Source organism: Patulibacter sp. NPDC049589, from assembly GCF_040675535.1.
Classification (GTDB): Bacteria; Actinomycetota; Thermoleophilia; order Solirubrobacterales; family Solirubrobacteraceae; genus Patulibacter.
This window is the reverse complement of the sequence record NZ_JBFAPC010000105.1, coordinates 1-20,007: the sequence shown is the minus strand read 5'-3', so window position 1 is coordinate 20,007 and position 20,007 is coordinate 1. Positions and strand designations below refer to the sequence as shown.

Below are 20,007 nucleotides of genomic sequence, written 5' to 3'. Positions count from 1 at the left end.
GCCGGCCGCGCGGTCGGTGGCCCCGGCGGCCGTCCGCGGAGCGGCCGACCGGGGGTCCGGGGACCGTCGGCCGGCGCGACGGCCGGCGACGGCCCTCAGCCCGTCGCGTGCCGGAACGCCTCGCGCAGGCGCTCCATCCCGGTGCGGATCTCGGCCGGGTCGTGCGTCGTGAACGACAGGCGCAGGGTGCGCGGGTCGGGCGTCGTCGCGTAGAACGGCGCGCCCGGCACGTACGCCACGTGGCGCTCGATCGCGAACGGCAGGATGGCGGTCGCGTCGAGGCCCTCGGGCAGCCGGACCCAGACGAACATGCCGCCGTCGGGGCGGTTGAACTCCGACCCCTCCGGGAGCGTGCCCGGCAGCAGCTCGAGCATCGTGTCCCGCCGCGCGCCGTAGACGGTCCGCAGGCGGTCGAGGTGCGCGTCGAGGTCGACGTGCGCGAGCCAGCGCGCGGTGGCGGCCTGGTCGATGGTCGACGAGTGCAGGTCGGCCGCCTGCTTGGCGATCGTCAGCGGGCGGCGCAGGCCCGGCGGGCAGCGGACCCAGCCGATCCGCAGGCCGGGGGCGGCGACCTTCGACAGCGTCGACAGCGCGAGGGTGCGCTCCGCGGCGCCGGGGATCGTGGCCAGCGGGGTGGAGGGTTCGCCCGCGTAGCGCAGCTCGCCGTACGGGTCGTCCTCGATCGCCCACAGGTTGGTGCGCTCCATCACCGCGGCGAGCTCGACGCGACGCGCCTCGCTGAGCGTCCGGCCCGTCGGGTTGTGGAACGTCGGGACGACGTAGAGGAGCTTCGGGCGGTGCTCGGCGACGAGCCGCTCGACGGCGGCGGGGTCGATCCCGTCCTCGTCGCACGGCACCGGGATCGGCACGGCGCCGGACATCTGGAACGCCTGGAGCGCGGCGAGGTAGCTGGGGTCCTCGACGAGGATCCGGTCGCCGGGCTCGAGGAAGACCGTGGCGATCAGCGTCAGGGCCTGCTGCGACCCGCTGGTGATCAGCAGGTCGTCCGGGTCCGTCGGCAGGCCGCGGACCCCGAGGCGGTCGGCCACGCGCCGTCGCAGCTCGGGATCGCCCTCGGTCGTCGAGTACTGGAGCGACCGGCCGGCGGAGCCCTTCTCGAGCACCGACTGGAACGCTGCGGACAGTCCGACGTGGTCGAACAGCTCCGGGGCCGGGAGCCCGCCCGCGAACGAGAGGATCCCGGGCTTCTCGGTCAGGGCCAGGAGGTCGCGTACCGGCGAGCTCGCGACGCCGCGCAGGCGCGCGGCGACCGGAGCTTCTGGACCGGGAGGCGTGACCGACATCACCGGGCAGGATACGACCCCCGGGGCGGCCGCCGCCGCGCGACCCTTGGCCGCTACAACGATTACGGGCCGGCCGATCGTCGGTGGCCGACCGGCCGCGTCAGGAGGGCGCCCGCCACGCGCACGCCGCGGCCCGCTCCAGCAGGAGCGTCCGCTCGCGCTCGTTGCGGGTGAGCTCCGCCGCGCGGATGAACTCGGCGCGGGCCTCGACCGGCCGACCCAGCCGCACGAGCAGGTCGCCCCGCACGCTCGGGAGCAGGTGGTACTCCGCCAGCCGGCCGCCGTCCCGCAGGGCGTCGACGACCTCGAGGCCGGCCTCCGGTCCGAAGGCCATCGCCAGCGCGACCGCCCGGTTGAGCTCGACGACGGGGGAGGGGGCGATCGCCGCGAGCCCGTCGTAGAGGGCCGCGATCCGACCCCACTCGGTCGCCCCGGCGGTGGGCGCCATCGCGTGGCAGGCGGCGATCGCGGCCTGGAGCCCGTACGGCCCGTAGGGGTGGCCGAGCGCGTCCATCCGCCGCAGCGCGTCGAGCCCGCGGCGGATCAGCAGGCGGTCCCAGCGGCGGCGGTCCTGGTCGAGCAGCAGCACCGGGCGGCCGTCGGGCCCGGTGCGGGCGCCGGTCCGGGACGCCTGGAGCTCCATCAGCGCGCTGAGGGCGAGGGCCTCCGGCTCCTCCGGCGCCAGGGCGGCCAGCACCCGGCCGAGCCGCAGGGCCTCGCGGCAGAGGTCGTCGCGGACCCAGTCCTCGCCCGCGGTCGCCGCGTAGCCCTCGTTGAAGATCAGGTAGACGACCTCGAGCACGGCGGGCAGCCGGGCGGTCAGGTCGGCGCCGCGCGGGACCTCGAACGGCACGTTCGCCGCGGTCAGGGTGCGCTTGGCGCGGACGATCCGCTGCGCGACGGTCGCCTCGGGGACGAGGAACGCACGGGCGATCTCGTCGGTGCGCAGGCCCCCCAGGAGCCGCAGGGTCAGCGCGACCCGGGCCTGCTGGGACAGCACGGGGTGGCAGACGGTGAAGATCAGGCCGAGCAGGTCGTCCTGCACCTCGCGGTCCAGCGCGGCCAGGTCCAGGCCGTGCGGGGCGGGGTCGGCGTCCTCCGCGGCGAGCTCGGCCGCCAGCACGCGGTGCCTGTCGTCGAGCGTCGCGTTGCGCCGGAAGACGTCGACGGCCCGCCGCCGGGCGATCGTCGCCAGCCACGCGCCGGGGTTGTCGGGCACGCCGGCGGCCGGCCACTGCTCGAGCGCGGCGAGCAGGGCCTCCTGCGCCAGGTCCTCGGCGAGCCCGACGTCGCGGGTGAGCCGCGCGAGCCCGGCGACCAGCCGGGCGGACTCGATCCGCCAGACGGCCTCGACGGCGGCGCGGGCCCGCGCGGGATCCGCGCCGTGTCCGTCGGGGACCATCGGTCCTACTGGCCCTCGATCTTCTCGCGGAGCTCGTCCTCCTGCGCGCGCAGCTCGGGGGTGAGCTCCGCACCGAAGTCCTCGGGCGAGAAGATCTGGCGGATCTCGACGTGGCCGGGCTCGCTGCCGGTCGCGTCGCAGGGGATTCGCTTGGCCCAGGCGACCGCCTCGTCGAGGGAGTCCAGCTGCCAGATCCAGAACCCGGCCACGAGCTCCTTGGTCTCCGCGAACGGCCCGTCGACGACGGTGGCGGCGCCGTCGGGGGCGATCGTGACGCGGGCGCCCTTGGAGCTCGGGTGCAGCCCGTCGCCGCCGAGCATGACGCCGGCGTTCACGAGCTCCTCGTTGTAGGCACCCATCGCCGTCAGCAGCTCGGTGCTCGGCATGACGCCGGCCTCGCTGTCGGCGCTCGCCTTGATGATCACCATGAATCGCATCGGTCTCTCGTCTCTCGTTCTGGGGGTCGGGGCGGCGCTCAGCGCGCCTGGGTCTGCTCGGCGGGGACCCGCGAGAGCTCTCCCGCGGCCTCCTGGACGTCGGCGGGGAAGTCGCTCATCTCGTACACGCGGCGGACCTCCACGACGTCGGACTCGGCCGCAGGGATCTTCGTGGCCCAGGCGACGGCCTCCTCCTTGGAGCGGACGTCGATGACCCAGTAGCCGCCGAGGACCTCCTTGGCCTCGGCGAACGGGCCGTCGACGACCGTCGGGGAGCCGCCGGCGTAGCGCACACGGGCGCCCTCCGTGGGCGGGTGCAGGCCGTCGAGGGCGAGCAGGACGCCGGCGCGGGTGAGCTCCTCGTTGAACCGGCTCATCGCGGCGACGGCCTCGGCCGTGGGCGTGCCGGTCTCGCCGGCGGCGTAGTCGCCCGGGTACATGAACAGCATGAATCGCATGGGAACTCCGTGGTTCGTGGTGGTCGGAGGCGGATCCGGGACCCGGTGAGGGCCTCGAACCCCGCCTCTGCACCTGCGTCGAACGAGCATCGACGAATTCGACACGGATCGCGAGAACTTCTGGCGGAGCGCCCTCACGAGCGCCTGGGTGCCACATTGCGAGCGTCTGCGCGCCATCTTCGTCCCGGCCTCGGTCGCAGACGGCGGGGAGCGCTGCGAACTTGCCATAGGTTGGCCTAAGCTCCTGCGGGCGCCCCGTGTCAGGGCGCCCTCACTCCATGCTGATCGTCACCGCCACCCTGCCGATCGTCCAGTTCGTGATCGGTCTCCGTGAGGGGGTCGAGGCGTCCTTGATCGTCGGCATCATCGCTGCGTTCCTCGTCCAGCAGGGGCGTCGCGACGCCGTGCGCTGGGTCGGGCTCGGCGTCGCGATCGCCGTGGTGATCTGCTTCGGCGTCGCGGTGATCCTGGAGATCATCGGGGACGAGCTGCCGCATCGGCAACAGGAGGCCTTCGAGACGATCGTGGCCCTCGTCGCCGTCGTGATGGTCTCGACGATGATCATCTGGATGCGCAAGCACGCGCGGACGATGGCCGGCGAGCTGCGCGAGAGCACCGCCGCGGCCCTGGCGTCCGGATCCGTGATCGCGCTCATCGCGATGTCGTTCTTCGCCGTGCTGCGCGAGGGCTTCGAGACCGCCGTCTTCATCGTCCCGTACCTCCAGGCCGACAACCTCGGCGCCGCCGGCCTGAGCCGCACCTCGGTCGTGGTCGGCGCGCTCCTCGGCCTCGTGATCGCCGCGGGGATCGGCTGGGGGATCTACCGCGGCGGCGTCCGGCTGAACCTCCAGAAGTTCTTCAAGATCACGTCGGTCTTCCTGGTGGTCGTGGCCGCCGGGCTCGTCGCCAACGCCGCGCACTCCGCGTTCGAGGCCCAGTGGTATCACGGCCTCCAGCACTCCCCGCTCGACCTCTCCGGCGTCATCTCGCCGAGCAACGAGAGCCCGCTCTCCAACCTCGTCACCGCCATGTTCGGCATCCGCTCGCACCCGTCCTGGGCGGAGATCATCGGGTGGGCCGTCTACGCCGTCCCGATGCTCGCCTTCGTCCTCTGGCCCGACCGCCTGCGTCCGTCGACGCGGCGGGCGGAGTCCACGTCGACCGCCTCCGCCTGACGGCCCGCCGGCGCCGCACCCGACCTCGCACCGACGCCCCACCCACCCCGAGGACCACGCAATGCCATCACGAATCCGGACCATCCGCACCGCGTCGCTCGCCGCGGCCGCCGTCGCGCTCTCCGCCGGCCTCGCCGCCTGCGGCGACGACGACTCCGGCAGCTCGAGCTCGTCGTCCACGGGCGCCACGACCACCGCGAACGCCAGCACCTCCGGTGGCACGCAGCAGGTCAAGGTCGAGCTCGGCGACGGCGGATGCACCCCCGGCTCGGTCGCGGTCAAGGCCGGCGACGTCGAGTTCGAGGCGACGAACGCCTCGAGCAGCGAGGTCGACGAGTTCGAGGTCAAGAACGCGAGCGGCATCATCCTCGGCGAGAAGGAGAACCTCGCCGCGGGCCTGTCCGGCAAGTTCAGCCTCACGCTGCAGCCGGGCACCTACGTCCTCAACTGCATCCTCGCCGCCAACGGCGAGGACGACCCGAACTTCGACAAGGGCAAGCTGACGGTCACCGGCGGCCAGGTCGACACGCCCGGCGAGGCGTCGGATCCCGAGCTGGCGACCGCGGTCACCGACTACAAGAAGTACGTCAAGGTCGAGACGACCGCGCTCCTGGCCGGCACGAAGACCTTCGTCGCCGCGCTGAAGTCCGGCGACCTGAAGGAGGCGCAGGACCAGTTCGGCCCGCTGCGCATGCACTACGAGCGCGTCGAGCCGATCGCCGAGTCCTTCGGCGACCTCGACCCCGAGATCGACGCCCGCGAGAACGACGTCGCCGACAAGGCGCAGTGGACCGGCTTCCACAAGATCGAGCAGATCCTCTGGAAGAAGAAGACGACGAAGGGCACGAGCACGCTCGGTCCGAAGCTCGTCAAGGACGTCACCGCGCTGAACGACAAGGTCGACAGCGTCGAGATCCAGCCCGCGCAGCTCGCCAACGGCGCGCTCGGCCTGCTCGACGAGGTCGCCAACTCGAAGATCACCGGCGAGGAGGACCGCTACTCGCACACCGACCTGGCGGACTTCCAGGCGAACCTCGAGGGCTCGAAGAAGGCCTTCGACCTGCTGGTCCCGGCGCTCCAGAAGCGCGGCCAGGCCGAGCTCGTGAAGACCATCACGGCGCGCTTCGCCGACGTCCAGAAGGGCCTCGACAAGTACAAGCGCAGCACGCCGCTGGGCTTCGCGCTCTACGACGAGCTCAGCGACGCGGACCGCAAGACGTTCTCGCAGCAGATCGACGCGCTGTCCGAGCCGCTCTCCCTCGTCGCCGGAAAGGTGCTGCACTAGAGCGCCATGACCACGCCCGACCCCGATCCGTCGTCGTCCGACCGCCCCGCGCGTCGCGGACTGACCCGCCGCCGGCTCCTCGGAACCGCGGGCGGGGCCGTCGGCGTGCTCGCGTCGGGTGGGGCGGGGTACGCGCTGGCGTCCGACGACTCCGTGGACCACACGAAGGTGGTCGGCGGGGTCGTCCCGTTCCACGGTACGCACCAGGCCGGGATCGCGACGGCGGCGCAGGACCGGCTCGTCTTCGGCTCGTTCGACCTGCTGACCGACGACGCGGCCCAGGTCCGCGACGTCCTGCAGGCCTGGACGGTGGCCGCGGAGAAGCTGACGAAGGGCCTGCCGGTCGGCACGCTCGCCGGCAACGACGAGGAGCCGCCCGAGGACACCGGCGAGGCGCAGGGCCTCCCGGCCGCTCAGCTGACCCTGACGTTCGGGTTCGGGCCGACGTTCTTCGAGCAGGACGGGAAGGACCGCCTGGGGCTGCGCTCCCGGCAGCCGAAGCTGCTGCGCGACCTCGGCCCGCTGCCCGGCGACGAGCTGGACGAGGCCCGCAGCGGTGGGGACCTCTGCGTCCAGGCGTGCAGCAACGACCCGATGGTCGCGTTCCACGCCATCCGCAACCTCAACCGCATCGGCCGCGGCGTCGTCGTGCTGCGCTGGACCCAGCTCGGGTTCGGCCGGACGTCGACGACCAGCCGCGCGCAGTCCACGCCCCGCAACCTCATGGGCTTCAAGGACGGTACGAACAACATCCGCTCCGAGGACGTCGCGGGGATGAACCGCCACGTGTGGGTCGGCCGCGAGGAGCCGCAGACGTGGATGCAGGGCGGCAGCTACCTCGTGGCGCGCCGCATCCGGATCCTCATCGAGTCGTGGGACCGCGACCGCATCGGCGACCAGGAGGCGGTGATCGGGCGGCGGAAGGTCAGCGGCGCGCCGATCGGCCACGGCTCCGAGTTCGACCCGATCGACCTGAAGGCGACCGACGGCGCGGGCCAGACGCTCGTCGGCCCCGACGCGCACGTCCGGCTCGCGGCCCCGGAGACCAACGGCGGCCTCGCGCTCCTGCGGCGCGGCTACTCGTTCACCGACGGCATCGACCCGCGCACCGGGCAGCTCGACGCCGGGCTGTTCTTCATCGCCTACCAGCGCGACCCGCACGCGCAGTTCGTCACCCTGCAGCGCAAGCTCGGGGTCCAGGACGCGCTGAACGAGTACATCAAGCACGTCGGCAGCGGCCTGTTCGCCGTCGCCGGAGGAGTCCGGCCCGGGCAGCACATCGCCGAGGAGCTGTTCTCCGGCGTGCGCGGCTGAGCCGCTCGGCCTGCCGGGCCCGGGCGCGCGGACGCCACCGCGAACGCCGGGCCGCCATCGCCGGTCGGCGACCCGGGATCGTGATCCGGCAAATGTCCCGTGCGGCCAACGAGGTCGCCCGGGGCGTGTGACAGGCTCGGGGCATGACCCAGCTGCCCGACGGGGTCCGCGCTTGCCTGTTCGACATGGACGGCGTGCTGACCGACACGGCACGGATCCACGCGGCCGCGTGGAAGGACGCCTTCGACGCGTTCCTGACGGCCCGTGCGGCGTCCGACCACCCTGACGGGGAGGACCTCCGGCCGTTCGACCTCCACGCCGACTACGAGGCCCACGTCGACGGCCTGCCGCGCGAGGACGGCGTGCGGGCGTTCCTGCAGGCGCGCCGGATCTCGATCCCGGACGGCTCCGACGACGACGGCGCCGACGCGGCCACGGTCCACGGCATCGCCACGGCGAAGAACGACCGGGTCGGCCCGCTGATCGACCGGGAGGGCGTCGAGCTCTACCCGGGGACCGTGAAGCTGCTCGACGCGCTCCGGGCCGAGGGCATGCCGTGCGCGGTCGTCTCCTCCAGCGCGAACACCCGGCACGTCCTCGAGGCCGCCGGGGCCCTGGGCCGCTTCCAGGCGATCGTCGACGGCACGTCGCTGAAGACGCGCAACCTGAAGGGCAAGCCGGCGCCCGACACGTTCCTCGCCGCGGCGGAGGACCTGGGGGTGGCCGCGAAGGACGCCGCCGTCTTCGAGGACGCGCTGTCCGGCGTGCAGGCCGGCCACGCCGGCCACTTCGGGCTGGTGGTCGGCGTCGACCGGGTCGGACACGCCGACGCCCTGCGGGAGCACGGCGCCGACCGCGTCGTCGCCGACCTGGCGGAGCTCGCATGATCGGCCACGACGTCTTCCCGGTCGAGCCCTGGGGCGTGCGGGAGAAGCGCCTGGACCTCGACCTGATCGCCGAGACGGAGTCCGTCTTCGCCCTGGCCAACGGCCACCTCGGCCTGCGCGGCAACCTCGACGAGGGCGAGCCCCGCGGCGCCAGCGGCACCTACCTCGGTGGCGTCTACGAGTCCTACCCGCTCGAGTACGGCGAGATCGGCTACGGGTTCCCCGAGGACGGCCAGGCGGTCGTCGACGTCACCGACGGCAAGATCATCCGCCTGCTCGTCGACGACGAGCCGCTCGACGTCCACCGCGGGCGCCTGGACGAGCACGAGCGGCACCTCGACTTCCGCACCGGCGTGCTCGAGCGGTCGCTGCGCTGGACGTCGGAAGCGGGCCGCTCGGTCCGCGTGCGCTCCCGCCGGCTGGTCTCGTTCGAGCAGCGCAGCGTCGCGGTCATCCGCTACGAGGTCGAGGCCGACGACGGCCAGCCCGTCCGCGTCGCGGTGCAGTCCAACCTGCTGGCCAACCAGACGCCGCAGGAGCGCGCGAACGTCGACCCGCGGTCGGCATCGGAGCTCAGCAACGTGCTGGAGGCCCGGCTGGCGACCCGCCACGACCACCGCGTCGTGCTCGCCCACACCACGCGCCGGAGCGGGATCTCCATCGCCTCGGGGATGGACCACGAGATCGAGGTCGACGACCACCCGAAGTCGCTGACCCAGGTCGACGACGACCTCGGCCGGGTCACCGTCTCGGCGCTGCTCGAGCCCGGCAAGCCGCTGGTCCTGACGAAGTACCTCTCGTACCACTGGTCCTCCCAGCAGTCGGTCGAGTGGCTGCGCGACCAGGTCGACGCCAGCCTCGAGAGCGCGCTGGCGCAGGGCTTCGACGGCCTGCTCGAGACCCAGCGGGCGAGCCTCGACGCGTGGTGGAAGGTCGCCGACATCGAGCTCGAGGGCGACCCGGAGGTCCAGCAGGGCCTGCGCTTCGCGCTGTTCCAGATGCTCCAGTCCGCGGCGCGGGCCGAGACCCAGCCGATCCCCGGGAAGGGCCTGACCGGCTCGGGCTACGACGGGCACGCGTTCTGGGACACCGAGGCGTTCGTCCTGCCGGTCCTCACCTACGCGCGCCCCGATCTCGTCCGCCACGCGCTGCGATGGCGGCACGACACGCTCCCGCAGGCCCGGGACCGCGCCGAGCAGCTGGGGCTCGCGGGCGCGGCGTTCCCGTGGCGGACGATCCACGGCGAGGAGTGCTCGGGCTACTGGCCGGCGGGCACGGCGGCGTTCCACGTCAACGCGGCGATCGCCGACGCCGTGCGCCGCTACCTGCTCGCGACCGACGACCGGGACTTCGAGCGCGAGCACGGCGCCGAGCTGCTGCTCGAGACCGCCCGGCTGTGGCTCAGCCTCGGCCACCACGCCCACGACGGCAGCTTCCGCATCGACGGCGTGACGGGCCCGGACGAGTACTCGGCGCTGGTCGACGACAACGTCTACACGAACCTGATGGCGCAGACGAACCTGCTGGCCGCGGCCGACGCGATCGAGCGTCACGTCGGCGTCGCCCGCCAGTTCGGCGTCCACGACGACGAGGTCGCGGCCTGGCGGACGGCCGCGCACGCGATGCACGTGCCGTACAACGAGCGCCTCGGCGTGCACCCGCAGGACCAGGACTTCCTGCAGCACGCGCGCTGGGACTTCGAGGGCACGGAGGCCGAGGAGTACCCCCTCCTGCTGTCGCACCCGTACTTCGCGCTGTACCGCACCCAGGTCGTGAAGCAGGCCGACCTCGTCCTCGCGCTGTTCAAGCGCGGCGACGCGTTCACGTTCGAGCAGAAGCAGCGGGACTTCGAGTACTACGAGGGCCTGACGGTCCGCGACTCGTCGCTGTCGGCCGGCGTCCAGTCGGTGATCGCGGCCGAGGTCGGGCACCTCGAGCTCGCCCACGACTATCTGGCCGAGGCGGCCCTGACCGACCTGCGCGACCTCCGCGGCGACTCGGCCAACGGCCTGCACATCGCGTCGCTGGCCGGGGCGATCACCGCGATCACGAGCGGCTTCGGCGGCCTGCGCGACCACGGCGACCACCTCGAGTTCTCGCCCCGGCTCCCGGAGCGCCTGCCGCGCCTGAAGTTCCCGATCGTCTGGCGCGGCCTCCGGCTCTGCGTGGAGATCACGCCGGAGGAGGCCTGCTACCGGATCGACGAGCTGGAGCAGGACGACGAGCGCCTCAGCGGCGACGTCCCGACGATGACCGTCTCGCACTGGGGCGACGTCTTCGAGCTGCGTCCCGGGCACGAGGAGCGCCGCCGGATCGAGCCCGCCCCGACCGACCTGCGCGAGCCGCTCCAGCCCGAGGGCCGCGCGCCGAAGCGCCGGGGCCGCGGCGAGGACTGACCGGCGGGGGCTCAGCGGCGCCGCGGGATCGTTGCGTGCCGGCGCTTCGTCGGCTGCCCGGCGACGTGGGCGCTGATCGTCAGCCGGACCCGGCCGGTCGTGCGGCGGATCCGCCGCGCCTGGGCCGTCGAGATCTTCAGCGTGACCGTGCGCTGCGCCGTGCGGACGGTGCGCGTCGCGCTGTAGATCCGCCGCAGCTTCTTCCCGAACTTGGCGTAGACCCGCACCTCGGCGGCCACGTCCGCGCCGCCGATGCTGATCGGGATCCGGCGGGTGCGCACGAGCCGGTTGCGGTTGACGCGCCGCGCCTCGAGCACCAGCGGGGCGGGGGCGGGGGCCGCGACCGACGGGGGCGCCGGGGCGGGCTCCGGAGCGGGCTCGGGCTCGGAGGGCGGCTCCGGGACCGGGCCGGGGATGAAGCCCTGCTGGAAGGCGAAGTTGGCGAACCGCTCCGTCGTGTCCGGCGACGTCACCGGGTCGCTCGCGAAGCCGAAGACCAGCCGCGGCGGGCCGCCGGGGTTGACCTGGACGGCGATGCCCTCGGGCTCGCGGAACGGGAGGTCCGGCAGGACCTTGACGCCGCCGATCGTGCCGCGGACGAGCTTGTCCGCGCGCATCGGGACGAACCGGACGTACGCGTCGCCGGGCTTGCCGACGTGGTCGTAGGAGTCGCCGTAGTACAGGTAGGCGGTCTCGCCGGCGAACGCGTAGCCCTGCGACACGATCTGCTCGGAGCTGCCGGGCCGGGTCTCGCCGCCGCTCGGGGTGGTGCCGAGCTTCACGACGCGGTCCCAGCGCCCGGCGACGGCGTCCTCGACCGGGACGCGCTTGAAGGCCCAGACGCCCTTGCCGTCGTTGTAGCGGACGATCAGCTGGCCGGTGACCGGGTCGATCGTGGGCCGCGGCGCCTTCCCGGCGGTGCCGGGCGGCGTGACGTCGAGCGCCGCGGAGGACCCGGACGTCACGGTCGCGCCCTGGTCGTAGATCACCCGCGCGACGTGGTCGCCCTTGGCGTCGGCCCCGCCGGAGGACGACGCCTGGGACTCGACGAAGATCCAGACCTGGCTGCCGTGGCGCTGGAGGCCCATCGAGGCGCCGTGGCCGAACCCGTTCAGCTTCATGCTCCCGAGGTGCTTGCCGGAGTAGGAGATCCGGTTCAGCCACATGTTGCCGTGCGGCTTCTCGCCGTTGGCGGTCTGCAGGACGTAGATCTCCTGGGCGTCCTCGTCGAACGCGATCGACTGCATCGCGTTGCTGTCCTTCAGCCTCAGGCCCTGGAGCTTCGAGTAGGACGACGACGGGGCCGCCGGGTCGAACGTGCCGGGCGGCAGCGCGGGTGCCGCGGAGGCGACGGACGGGACGGCCAGGCCGAGCGCGACGGCGAACGCGGCGAGACCCGGGCGGGAGAGACCCGGCAGGGAACGGGGGACGGGGCGTGTGGGGGACACGCGTCGAGCGTACGGGCGCCGGGGTCGCCGCCACAACGGGCTCTCACGGTGGCCTCATGGAGGAGCCCGCCGGGCCCGCCACCCGCGATTGCCCCCACCGCCCCGCCGGGTCCGCCGCAGAGCGCGTCGGCCCCCGCCGCGCTCCCACGTGTCGGTGCGGTGGCGCCGGGTAGCCGCGAGCCATGCGCGAGATCGCCGAAGGCATCGTCCACTGGACCGCCGAGCACCCGAACATCGGGCAGCGCGTGTCCTCCTACCTCGTGGCGCCGTCCGCCACCCTGATCGACCCGCTGCTGCCCGACGAGGGCGTGGACGGCATCGAGGCCGTCGTCCGCCCCGAGCGGATCGTCCTCACCAACCGCCACCACACCCGCGACGTCGAGGCGCTCGTCGCGGCGTTCGGGTGCAGCGTCCACGTGCACGAGCGGGGCACCGCCACCTTCGCGGACCTCGACGTGACGCCCGGGACGTTCGCGTTCGGCGACGAGGTCGCGCCGGGCATCACGGCGCTCGAGGTCGGCTCGATCACGCCAGAGGAGACCGCGCTGCGGATCGACGCCGGCGACGGGGCGCTGGCGTTCGCCGACGGGTTCCTCAACGACGGGGGCCGGATCGGCTTCATGCCCGACGGGCTGCTCGGCGAGGATCCGGAGCTCGTCAAGCGGGGACTGCGGCTCGCCGCGGCGCGCCTCCTGGACGAGCGCTTCTCGACGCTGCTGTTCGCCCACGGCGAACCGATCGTGGGCGACGGGCGCGAGGCCCTGCAGGCGGTGTCGGTCCCGGCCTGATCGGGGCGACCGGCCGCCCGCGGCCGTCGGACGAGATCCCGCCCCGGGGTGACGGGACGGGGTCGACCGCCGGCCCCGCCGCGGGGGCGGGCCGGGGCTCAGGCCTGCGCGGCGGCCGCGGCGACGGCGAGCTGGTCGGCGCGGTCGTTGAACGCCTTGTGGGCGTGCTCCGCGCCGGTCTCGTGGCCGCGGACCCAGTGCCAGCGGACCTGGGCGTGGCGGCCGATCTCCTCGTCCAGCGCCTTGACGAGGTCCTGGTTCTTGACCGGGTCGCCGCCGGCGGTCTTCCAGCCCTTGCGCTTCCAGCCGGCGATCCACTGGGTCATCGAGTTCAGCATCAGCTGCGAGTCGGTGACGATGCAGACGGTCGACCCGTCGGGCAGCGACCGCAGCCCGAACAGCGCCGCCGAGTACTCCATGCGGTTGTTCGTCGTCTGCGGCTCGCCGCCGGAGAGCTCCACCGGCGGCAGCCCGGACTCGGCCGGCGGGACGACGATCGCGCCCCAGCCGCCCGGGCCCGGGTTGCCCTTGCAGGCGCCGTCGGTCCAGATCAGCGTCTCGCCGGGCCGCTGCTCGACGGGGGTCTCGACGATCTTGTTGGCGGGGCGGCGGCGTCGGGCGGGCGGCATCGGTCGCCGAGGATACGCGCGCCCCCGCCGGGCGCGCCCGGCGGGGTGGGAGCGAGCGCGCTCAGCGCTTCGGGGCGCGGGGCGTCACCACACCCGCCGATCCGCCGCCGCGACGCGCCGGCTCGGCGACGGCCTGCCACGCCCCGCCGGTCGACCGCTCCAGTGCCGCGACGGCCCCGATCTCCGGGTCCGGCGAGAACGTCGGCGGCGCCAGGACGAACCGGTGCCCGAGCGCCTCGAGCGCCGCGCGCTGGGGGGACGCGAGGAAGGCCGGCTCGGCCTCGGTCGTCGCCGCGTTGCGCTGGGACAGCCGCGGGGCCGCCACCGCGTCGGGCAGGCTCATCCCGCCGTCGATCCGGTTCAGCAGCGTCTGCAGGACGGTCGTGATGATCGTCGCGCCGCCCGGGCTGCCGACGGCGATCCAGGGCTTGCCGTCCTTCAGGACGATCGTCGGGCTCATCGAACTGCGCGGGCGCTTGCCGGGGGCCGGCAGGTTCGGGTCGGTGTCGGCCGTCAGCCCCGTCGGCGGGGCCGCGTCGAAGTCCGTCATCTCGTTGTTGAGCAGGAAGCCCCGGCCCGGGACGACGATCCCGGATCCGCCGGTCTGCTCGATCGTCAGCGTGTAGGAGACGACGTTGCCCCACCGGTCCGACGCGACGAGGTGAGTGGTCGACGGGCCCTCGCGGTCGGCGGCGCCGCCCTTCGGGGCCGCCACGCCGCAGCCGGGGTTCGCGGGGTCGCCGGCCGTCTGCGGACTGGAGAGCGATGCGCCCGGCGTGATCAGGCACGCCCGGCCCTTGGCGAAGGCCGGCGAGATCAGGCGCCCGCGCGGCACGGAGACGAAGCGGTCGTCGCCGACCCAGCGGCTGCGGTCGGCGAACGCCAGCCGGCTGGCCTCGAGGTAGCGGTGCAGCCCTTGCACCGGGTCCTCCGACGCCGCGCCCTGCGCCTCGACGATGTTCAGCGCCTCGGCCACGGCGATGCCGCCGGAGGAGCTGGGCGGCATCCCCAGGACGTCGAGGCCGCGGAACGTGCTGCGCACGGCGCCGCGGTCCCGCACGGCGTAGCGGCGCAGGTCCGCCGTCGACATCCCGCCCTTCAGGACCGAACCGCTGACGACGGGCGGCTTGCGGACCGTCCGGACGACGTCGCGACCGAGGTCGCCGCGGTAGAGCGCGTCGACCCCCTCGCGGCCCAGCAACCGGTAGGTGTCGGCGAGGTCGGGGTTGCGCAGGGTCTGGCCGAGGATCGCCGGCTTGCCGTCGCGCGGGAGGAAGAGCTTCCGGGTGGAGGAGAACCGCGCGAAGCGCTCCTGGTTCTGCGCCGTCTGGTCGCGGAACGTCTTGTCGATCTTGAAGCCCTTCGCGGCCAGGTGCGCGGCGGGCCCGAGGTTCTGGGCCAGCGTGTTGCGCCCGTAGCGCTTCGTGGCGGCGTCCCACAGCGCCGGGGTGCCCGGCACGCCGACGGAGAGCCCGCTGGTGACGAGCTCGGCGAACGGGTGCGGCTTGCCGGTGGCGGGGTCGACGAAGCCCGCGGGGCCGAGGCTGTGCGGCGCCGTCTCGCGTCCGTCGATCGTCACCGCCTTCTTGCGCTTGGCGTCCCAGAGGACCATGTAGCCGCCTCCGCCGATGCCGGCGGAGTACGGCTCCGTGACGCCCAGGGCCGCCGCGGTCGCGACCGCGGCGTCGACCGCGTTGCCGCCGCGGCGCAGGACGCGAAGGCCGGCCTGGGTGGCGTCCCGGTCGACGGAGGCGACGGCGCCGCCGGTGCCCAGCGCGATCGCGGGGCGGTCGGCGCCGGCCGGTGGGGAGAGCGCGGCCAGCAGCAGCGCTCCGGCGGCGAGGGGTGGGGCGCCGAGGCGCAGGGGGCGGGGGAGATGGCGGGGGACCATCCCCCCATTCCTTCCACGTCGCGGCCCGGTCCGCAAGGCCGGCCGACGTCGCGCGGGGCGGTGGTGCGACGATCCGGCGGCATGACCGACGAGCCCCAGGACGTCCTCACCGCCTTCGTCTCGTACGCGACCGAGTACGGCGACGGCGCCTTCGCACGCACGGTGTCCGAGGCGGCGCCGCGGGTCGAGGACGTCGCCAACGGGACGGTCGTGGTGCTCTCGCCGCCGGACGTCCTGTCCCGCAAGTTCCTGCTGGAGCCGGTCAACCGCCGCAACCTCGACGACGCCGTGGACCTCGCGAAGGCCACGGGCTGGCGCGTCGACCCGCCCCGCGGGGCGTAGGGCGCTCAGCGGCGGCGGGACGCCCGGAGTCGGCCGCCGGACGCCGGGTGCCGGGCTCACGCCGGCCCCGGGGCGGGGAGCCGGCCGGCGCGCTCCGGCCTCAGGCCTGGTCGTCGGCCGGCTCGACGTGGACGAGCCCGGCGAGGGTCTCCTCCGCCACGAGCTGCGCGTCGTCGCCGTCGATGGTGCGGATCGCGATCGCGCCGTCGGCCTCCACCGGCGTCTTGGTGGCGATCGTCGAGAGCGCGCCGATCGCCGCGTCGAGGCCCAGGAACTCCGCCCAGCGGCGGGCGAGCGCCCGGTGCCGGGAGCGCTCCTCCTCGTCCAGGGTGGCCCACTCGGACCCGTAGGCGGTCGCGGACGTGCGCGCGGCGCGCTCGACGGCCTTGGCGAGCAGCTCGTGCTGGGTGCTCATGCGGGGCCGTTCTTCGTATCGCCCGCCGTGCCGGCGCCCTCGAGCCCGAAGGCCTCGGCGACGGAGTCGGGGTTGGCGCCGGGCGGCAGCGGCGCGTCCGGCCAGTCGGCGAGCAGCCGGTAGACCAGCGTCTGCGGGTCGTCGGCGGACTCCACCTGGTACAGCCGGTCGTCGCCGCACTCGTCGGGCCGCTCGATCCAGAGGCGCGCGAAGAACGTCTCGTCGGGCCCGGGGACCTGGACGTAGGGCAGGCGGTGCGCGAGCCGGTGGGTCTCGCCGTCCAGCGGGCCACCGACGAAGCGGGCGTTGATCGGTTCCGGCGTGATCACCCCAGGAATCGTGCCACGACGGGCGCCCGGGCGCCCGTCAGCCCGTCGCCCAGACCTCGACCGTTCCGGCGCGGCCGCGGACGGGGACCGCCCCGACCGGGTCCAGCCCGTCGGTGCCGCTCAGGCGCTCGACGGTGCCGCCGGCGACGAGCACCGGGCGGCCGTGGTCCTTGGTCAACCCCTCGAGCCGGGCGGCGACGTTCGCCGCGTCGCCGATTGCGGTGTACTCCATCCGCCGCTCGGAGCCCACGTTGCCGGCCATCACGGCGCCGGACGCGACCCCGACGCCCATCTTCAGGACCCGGTCGACGCCGTCCGCCCGCAGCGCGGCGTGGCACGCTTCGAGGGCCGGGCCGGCCATCTCCCGCGCGCAGGCGACCGCGCGGTCGGCGTGGTCGGGCTGCTCGATCGGGGCGCCGAACACGGCCATCAGGCCGTCGCCGCGGTAGCCGACGAGCGTGCCCCCGTGCGCGTCGACCCGGTCGCTCATCGCCCCGAGGAAGCGGTTCAGGACGGCGATGCCGCGCTCCGGCTCGAGGTCCTCCAGCAGGGCGGTCGACCCGCGCAGGTCGCAGAAGAGGATCGTCGCGTCGACGCGGAGTCCCCCGAGGCGGACCTCGTCGTCCGTCCGGGCCAGCACGTCGTCGACGACGTCCTCGCTGACGAAGCGGGAGAAGATCTCGCGCGTCCGCTGCCGCTCGACCGCCTCGAACGCCGCGCCGGCCGCGACGGCGCCGAGCGCCCCGAGCCCGAGCGCGAGCAGCGGCTGGGCGACGGGCAGGACGCGGTCGGCCAGGAACGCGAACCACGCGATCGCGGAGACGCCGACCCCGCCCGCTGCGGCGGCCAGGAGCGTCGAGAAGCCGCCGCCGCGCCGGGCGGCGACGGGCGCGACGGACGCGGCCAGGACGGTCAGCAGGACGCCGAGCGGGCCCCAGGCCTCGCGGAGGGGGACGCCGCGCAGGACGGTGGAGATCGCGTTGGCCTGGAAGACGGGGCCGGGGAGGGGGCGGCCGCCGTCCATGGGGGTCGGGACGACGTCCTTCAGCGACGGAGCCGTCGCACCGACCACGACGATCCGGCCGCGCAGTTTGCGGGCGATCTTGGCCGCCCTCGCGCGCTGGGCGGGGGTGTCGCGGCGGATCAGGTCGGAGAACGAGTAGGTCGGGACCGCGTCGGCCCCGCCGATCCAGTCGACGAGCGCGCGGCCGTGGTCGAAGTCCGACCGGTCGACGCGGCGGCCGGTCGCCCGTTCGGCCGTCGCGACGGAGAGGCTCGTCAGGTGCGAGTCCTCGTCGGAGAACCGGCGCAGGACGCCGTCGCCGTCGGTGTCGATCCGCACGTTCCCCACGCGCGCACCGAGCTGCTGGGCGAATCCGCCGCCGCCGAGGACCTTCGTGCGGCCCGCGGGGTCGACCTCGATCGCGGCCAGGACGAGCCCCGGGGCGCGGCCGACCGCCGCGACGAGCGCGTTGTCCGCCGCGACCGTCGTCTGCTCGGAGAACTCGACGTCGTACGCGATCGCGCGCACCCCGGCTGCGCGCAGGGCGTCGAGAGCGCGGGCGTGGAACCTCCGGTCGAAGGGGAAGCGCCTCGCGATGTGGTTGAGCGTCACGTCGTCGATCGCCACGACCGCCACCGGGATCGGCCCCGTCCTCCCGCGGTCCTCGCCGCGCAGCGCGAAGCGGGCGTCGAGCGTCGTGTGGTCGAGGTCGTCGAGCACCCCGAGGCCGCCCGCCAGGAACGCGATCGCGGCGGCGACGACTGCGGTCGCCGCGAGGATCCGCGGACGGGCGCGACCCCGGGGTCGCCGGGCGCCGCCCGGGCGACCGCCGGGTCGGCGCGGCCCCTTCACCGCTTGCGACGACGGGGGCCGGGGGCGATGTACTCCCCGCCTTCGGTGAGCGTCACGCGGCGGTTGCGGACGCGGTCCCGCGTGCTGACGACGCCGGTGAAGACGCGGACCCGCGTCGTCTGGTCGCAGCGGTCCTCGACGAGCCACCGGGTGCCGCGGACGGACGCGGTCGCGCGGGCGCCGCGGGTGCGGAAGTCGCCCTTGCCGTCGCCCCACAGGCGCCGGCCGACCTTCGGCTTCTTCTTCTTGGCCTTCTTCTTCGCCTTGGCCTTCGACACGGCCTTCGCCGCGGGCACGGCCCGGGTCTGGGCGACGCCCGCGCCGCACTCCAGCCTGCCGGTCAGCCGGACCTCGGTGGCCGCGCCGGCGATCCGGGCCTGGTGGATGATGAACCGCCCGTCCCAGAAGATCGCGGTGCGGGTGATGCCGCTGCCGGGCGCCGTCTCGGCGGTCAGCCGGACGCGGCCGTCCCGGGCGTCGACCTCGGTGCCGTCGGGCAAGGAGGTGCCGCCCGTCGCGAGGGGCACGAACGTCGTGGTGCCGGGGCGGCGGACGCGGACCGACCCCGAGACGACCTCGAGGATCACCGAGCGGCCCGCGACGGGCACGAGCGCCGGGGGGACCTCGCTCGGCGGCGGCTGCTGCTCGGCGGGCTGGACGGTGTCGAAGCGGCCGATCCGGGCCCCGCCGCGGCTGTAGCGGAGGTCGCCGTCGGTGCCCGTGACGAGCTCGATCGGCGCGCCCGGCGGGTCGGGCAGCGGGAAGCGGGACGTCGTGCCGTCGGCGGTGATGCGGCCCAGCGCGTCGGAGCCGCCGCCGGACGACGCGAACCAGAGCGCGCCGTCGGGGCCGGAGGTGACGTCTCCCGGCTGCGCGAGCGTCGCGGGCAGCGGCAGCTCGACGACCTGGCCGGCGGCGTCGAGGCGACCGATCCGCTGGGAGCCCGGGGCGCTGAACCAGATCCGTCCGTCCGGCCCGACCGTCAGCCGCGAGGGAGCTCCGCCCGCGGTGGGCAGGGCGACGTGGGTGATCGTGGGCGCCTGCGAGCCGGGGACCGCGTGCCCGAGGGTGTTGGAGCCGGGTTCGGTGAACCAGAGGCTGCTGTCGCCGGCGAGGACGATGTCGTTCGGGTCGCTGCCCGAGAGGTCGGTCGAGTAGACGGACACCTGCCCGCGGACCGTGCCGGCGGTGACCTCGGCGTCGGTGGGGGCCGTGATCCGGCCGATCTGGCCCTGGTCGGGCATCGTGAACCACATCGCGCCGTCGGCGCCGGCGGTGATCCCGACGGTCCGGCCGCCGGCGCGGCCGACGGCGTAGCGGGAGACGGCACCCGTGGGGGTGATCCGGGCGATCCCGCCCTCCTGGATCGTGTACCAGAGCGCGCCGTCGGGTCCGACGGCGATCCGGTTGGGCGTCAGGGGCGGCGGCTGCGCCGTGCTGGCGGACACGTTGGCGTTGAAGCCCTGGATGACGTTCGTCGCGCCGACGCGGCCGATCCGCCCGGCGCCCGGGTCCGTGAACCACGTGACGCCGTCGGCGGCCGCGGTCAGGCCGCTGGGCGTCGCGCTCGGCGTCGGGTCGGTGATCTCGGTGACGACGACCGCGCCGGCGATCGCGGGTGCGACGAGCAGCGCCGCGACGCCGCCGAGCAG

General features: G+C 74.4%; 18 protein-coding genes. 7 read left to right on the top strand and 11 right to left on the bottom strand.

The features are described from left to right. Positions 1-95 precede the first annotated feature (95 nt). The 4 genes from AB0L40_RS18280 to AB0L40_RS18265 form a co-directional block, all read right to left on the bottom strand. The gene (locus AB0L40_RS18280) at positions 96-1,304 is read right to left on the bottom strand and encodes a PLP-dependent aminotransferase family protein (RefSeq protein WP_364357654.1); all 1,209 of its coding nucleotides are present in this window, start codon (positions 1,302-1,304) and stop codon (positions 96-98) included. Between the two features lie 100 nt (positions 1,305-1,404). Then, entirely contained in the window at positions 1,405-2,706 is a 1,302-nt protein-coding gene (locus AB0L40_RS18275) for a sigma-70 family RNA polymerase sigma factor (protein ID WP_364357651.1), read from the bottom strand. 5 nt (positions 2,707-2,711) lie between these two features. Beyond that, positions 2,712-3,143 (bottom strand): YciI family protein, encoded by a 432-nt coding sequence (locus AB0L40_RS18270; RefSeq protein ID WP_364357648.1) that lies wholly within the window; start codon positions 3,141-3,143, stop codon positions 2,712-2,714. 38 nt (positions 3,144-3,181) lie between these two features. Further along, positions 3,182-3,601: a YciI family protein gene (locus tag AB0L40_RS18265; RefSeq protein WP_364357645.1), complete on the bottom strand. Its 420-nt coding sequence runs from the start codon at positions 3,599-3,601 to the stop codon at positions 3,182-3,184. Between the two features lie 278 nt (positions 3,602-3,879). Here AB0L40_RS18265 and efeU point away from each other — a divergent pair, with 278 nt between their 5' ends. The 5 genes from efeU (at position 3,880) to AB0L40_RS18240 (ending at position 10,658) form a co-directional block, all read left to right on the top strand. Continuing rightward, positions 3,880-4,776 carry an iron uptake transporter permease EfeU gene (efeU, locus tag AB0L40_RS18260; protein ID WP_364357642.1) on the top strand — a complete coding sequence of 299 codons (897 nt, stop codon included), beginning with the start codon at positions 3,880-3,882 and terminating at the stop codon, positions 4,774-4,776. Positions 4,777-4,837: 61 nt separating this feature from the next. Beyond that, positions 4,838-6,061, top strand: coding sequence for an iron uptake system protein EfeO (gene efeO / locus AB0L40_RS18255; RefSeq protein ID WP_364357639.1), 1,224 nt, complete (start codon positions 4,838-4,840; stop codon positions 6,059-6,061). A 6-nt stretch (positions 6,062-6,067) separates the two neighbouring features. Beyond that, positions 6,068-7,375, top strand: coding sequence for an iron uptake transporter deferrochelatase/peroxidase subunit (gene efeB, locus AB0L40_RS18250; protein ID WP_364357636.1), 1,308 nt, complete (start codon positions 6,068-6,070; stop codon positions 7,373-7,375). Positions 7,376-7,518: 143 nt separating this feature from the next. Next, positions 7,519-8,262 carry a beta-phosphoglucomutase family hydrolase gene (locus tag AB0L40_RS18245; protein WP_364357633.1) on the top strand — a complete coding sequence of 248 codons (744 nt, stop codon included), beginning with the start codon at positions 7,519-7,521 and terminating at the stop codon, positions 8,260-8,262. Beyond that, entirely contained in the window at positions 8,259-10,658 is a 2,400-nt protein-coding gene (locus tag AB0L40_RS18240; RefSeq protein ID WP_364357630.1) for a glycosyl hydrolase family 65 protein, read from the top strand. Before AB0L40_RS18245 ends, AB0L40_RS18240 begins: the two co-directional genes overlap by 4 nt. 11 nt (positions 10,659-10,669) lie before the next feature. On the opposite strand, the gene AB0L40_RS18235 is transcribed toward AB0L40_RS18240, so the two are convergent. Then, complete coding sequence (locus tag AB0L40_RS18235; protein WP_364357627.1) at positions 10,670-12,106, bottom strand: hypothetical protein; 1,437 nt, start codon at positions 12,104-12,106, stop codon at positions 10,670-10,672. Between the two features lie 182 nt (positions 12,107-12,288). On the opposite strand from AB0L40_RS18235, the gene AB0L40_RS18230 reads away from it, so the two are divergent. After that, on the top strand, positions 12,289-12,894 hold the full coding sequence (locus AB0L40_RS18230; RefSeq protein ID WP_364357624.1) for a hypothetical protein: 606 nt from the start codon (positions 12,289-12,291) through the stop codon (positions 12,892-12,894). A 98-nt stretch (positions 12,895-12,992) separates the two neighbouring features. Here AB0L40_RS18230 and AB0L40_RS18225 read toward each other — a convergent pair whose 3' ends face one another. Further along, a complete protein-coding gene (locus tag AB0L40_RS18225; protein WP_364357622.1) occupies positions 12,993-13,523 on the bottom strand; it encodes a ribonuclease H in 531 nt (176 codons plus the stop codon). A gap of 61 nt (positions 13,524-13,584) precedes the next feature. Further along, the gene (gene ggt, locus AB0L40_RS18220) at positions 13,585-15,414 is read right to left on the bottom strand and encodes a gamma-glutamyltransferase (protein WP_364357620.1); all 1,830 of its coding nucleotides are present in this window, start codon (positions 15,412-15,414) and stop codon (positions 13,585-13,587) included. Positions 15,415-15,495: 81 nt separating this feature from the next. On the opposite strand from ggt, the gene AB0L40_RS18215 reads away from it, so the two are divergent. Continuing rightward, positions 15,496-15,756 carry a hypothetical protein gene (locus AB0L40_RS18215; protein ID WP_364357617.1) on the top strand — a complete coding sequence of 87 codons (261 nt, stop codon included), beginning with the start codon at positions 15,496-15,498 and terminating at the stop codon, positions 15,754-15,756. 100 nt (positions 15,757-15,856) lie between these two features. Here AB0L40_RS18215 and AB0L40_RS18210 read toward each other — a convergent pair whose 3' ends face one another. The 4 genes from AB0L40_RS18210 to AB0L40_RS18195 all read right to left on the bottom strand — a co-directional run. Then, positions 15,857-16,171, bottom strand: coding sequence for a hypothetical protein (locus AB0L40_RS18210; protein ID WP_364357614.1), 315 nt, complete (start codon positions 16,169-16,171; stop codon positions 15,857-15,859). Next, a complete protein-coding gene (locus AB0L40_RS18205) occupies positions 16,168-16,500 on the bottom strand; it encodes a hypothetical protein (protein ID WP_364357611.1) in 333 nt (110 codons plus the stop codon). The genes AB0L40_RS18210 and AB0L40_RS18205 overlap by 4 nt, the downstream gene beginning before the upstream one ends. A gap of 37 nt (positions 16,501-16,537) precedes the next feature. Beyond that, entirely contained in the window at positions 16,538-18,355 is a 1,818-nt protein-coding gene (locus tag AB0L40_RS18200) for an adenylate/guanylate cyclase domain-containing protein (protein ID WP_364357608.1), read from the bottom strand. Further along, positions 18,352-20,007 (bottom strand): hypothetical protein (locus tag AB0L40_RS18195; protein WP_364357605.1); only part of this gene is annotated, 1,656 nt, incomplete at its 5' end. The genes AB0L40_RS18200 and AB0L40_RS18195, both read right to left, overlap by 4 nt.

Bases quoted from the DNA above. Each gene is read 5' to 3' on its own strand.
- AB0L40_RS18280 (WP_364357654.1), bottom strand. From the start codon at position 1,304: ATGTCGGTCACGCCTCCCGGTCCAGAAGCTCCGGTCGCCGCGCGCCTG.
- efeB (WP_364357636.1), top strand. From the start codon at position 6,068: ATGACCACGCCCGACCCCGATCCGTCGTCGTCCGACCGCCCCGCGCGT.
- AB0L40_RS18270 (WP_364357648.1), bottom strand. From the start codon at position 3,143: ATGCGATTCATGGTGATCATCAAGGCGAGCGCCGACAGCGAGGCCGGC.
- AB0L40_RS18225 (WP_364357622.1), bottom strand. From the start codon at position 13,523: ATGCCGCCCGCCCGACGCCGCCGCCCCGCCAACAAGATCGTCGAGACC.
- AB0L40_RS18240 (WP_364357630.1), top strand. From the start codon at position 8,259: ATGATCGGCCACGACGTCTTCCCGGTCGAGCCCTGGGGCGTGCGGGAG.
- AB0L40_RS18210 (WP_364357614.1), bottom strand. From the start codon at position 16,171: ATGAGCACCCAGCACGAGCTGCTCGCCAAGGCCGTCGAGCGCGCCGCG.
- ggt (WP_364357620.1), bottom strand. From the start codon at position 15,414: ATGGTCCCCCGCCATCTCCCCCGCCCCCTGCGCCTCGGCGCCCCACCC.
- efeU (WP_364357642.1), top strand. From the start codon at position 3,880: ATGCTGATCGTCACCGCCACCCTGCCGATCGTCCAGTTCGTGATCGGT.
- AB0L40_RS18275 (WP_364357651.1), bottom strand. From the start codon at position 2,706: ATGGTCCCCGACGGACACGGCGCGGATCCCGCGCGGGCCCGCGCCGCC.
- AB0L40_RS18230 (WP_364357624.1), top strand. From the start codon at position 12,289: ATGCGCGAGATCGCCGAAGGCATCGTCCACTGGACCGCCGAGCACCCG.
- efeO (WP_364357639.1), top strand. From the start codon at position 4,838: ATGCCATCACGAATCCGGACCATCCGCACCGCGTCGCTCGCCGCGGCC.
- AB0L40_RS18245 (WP_364357633.1), top strand. From the start codon at position 7,519: ATGACCCAGCTGCCCGACGGGGTCCGCGCTTGCCTGTTCGACATGGAC.
- AB0L40_RS18215 (WP_364357617.1), top strand. From the start codon at position 15,496: ATGACCGACGAGCCCCAGGACGTCCTCACCGCCTTCGTCTCGTACGCG.
- AB0L40_RS18265 (WP_364357645.1), bottom strand. From the start codon at position 3,601: ATGCGATTCATGCTGTTCATGTACCCGGGCGACTACGCCGCCGGCGAG.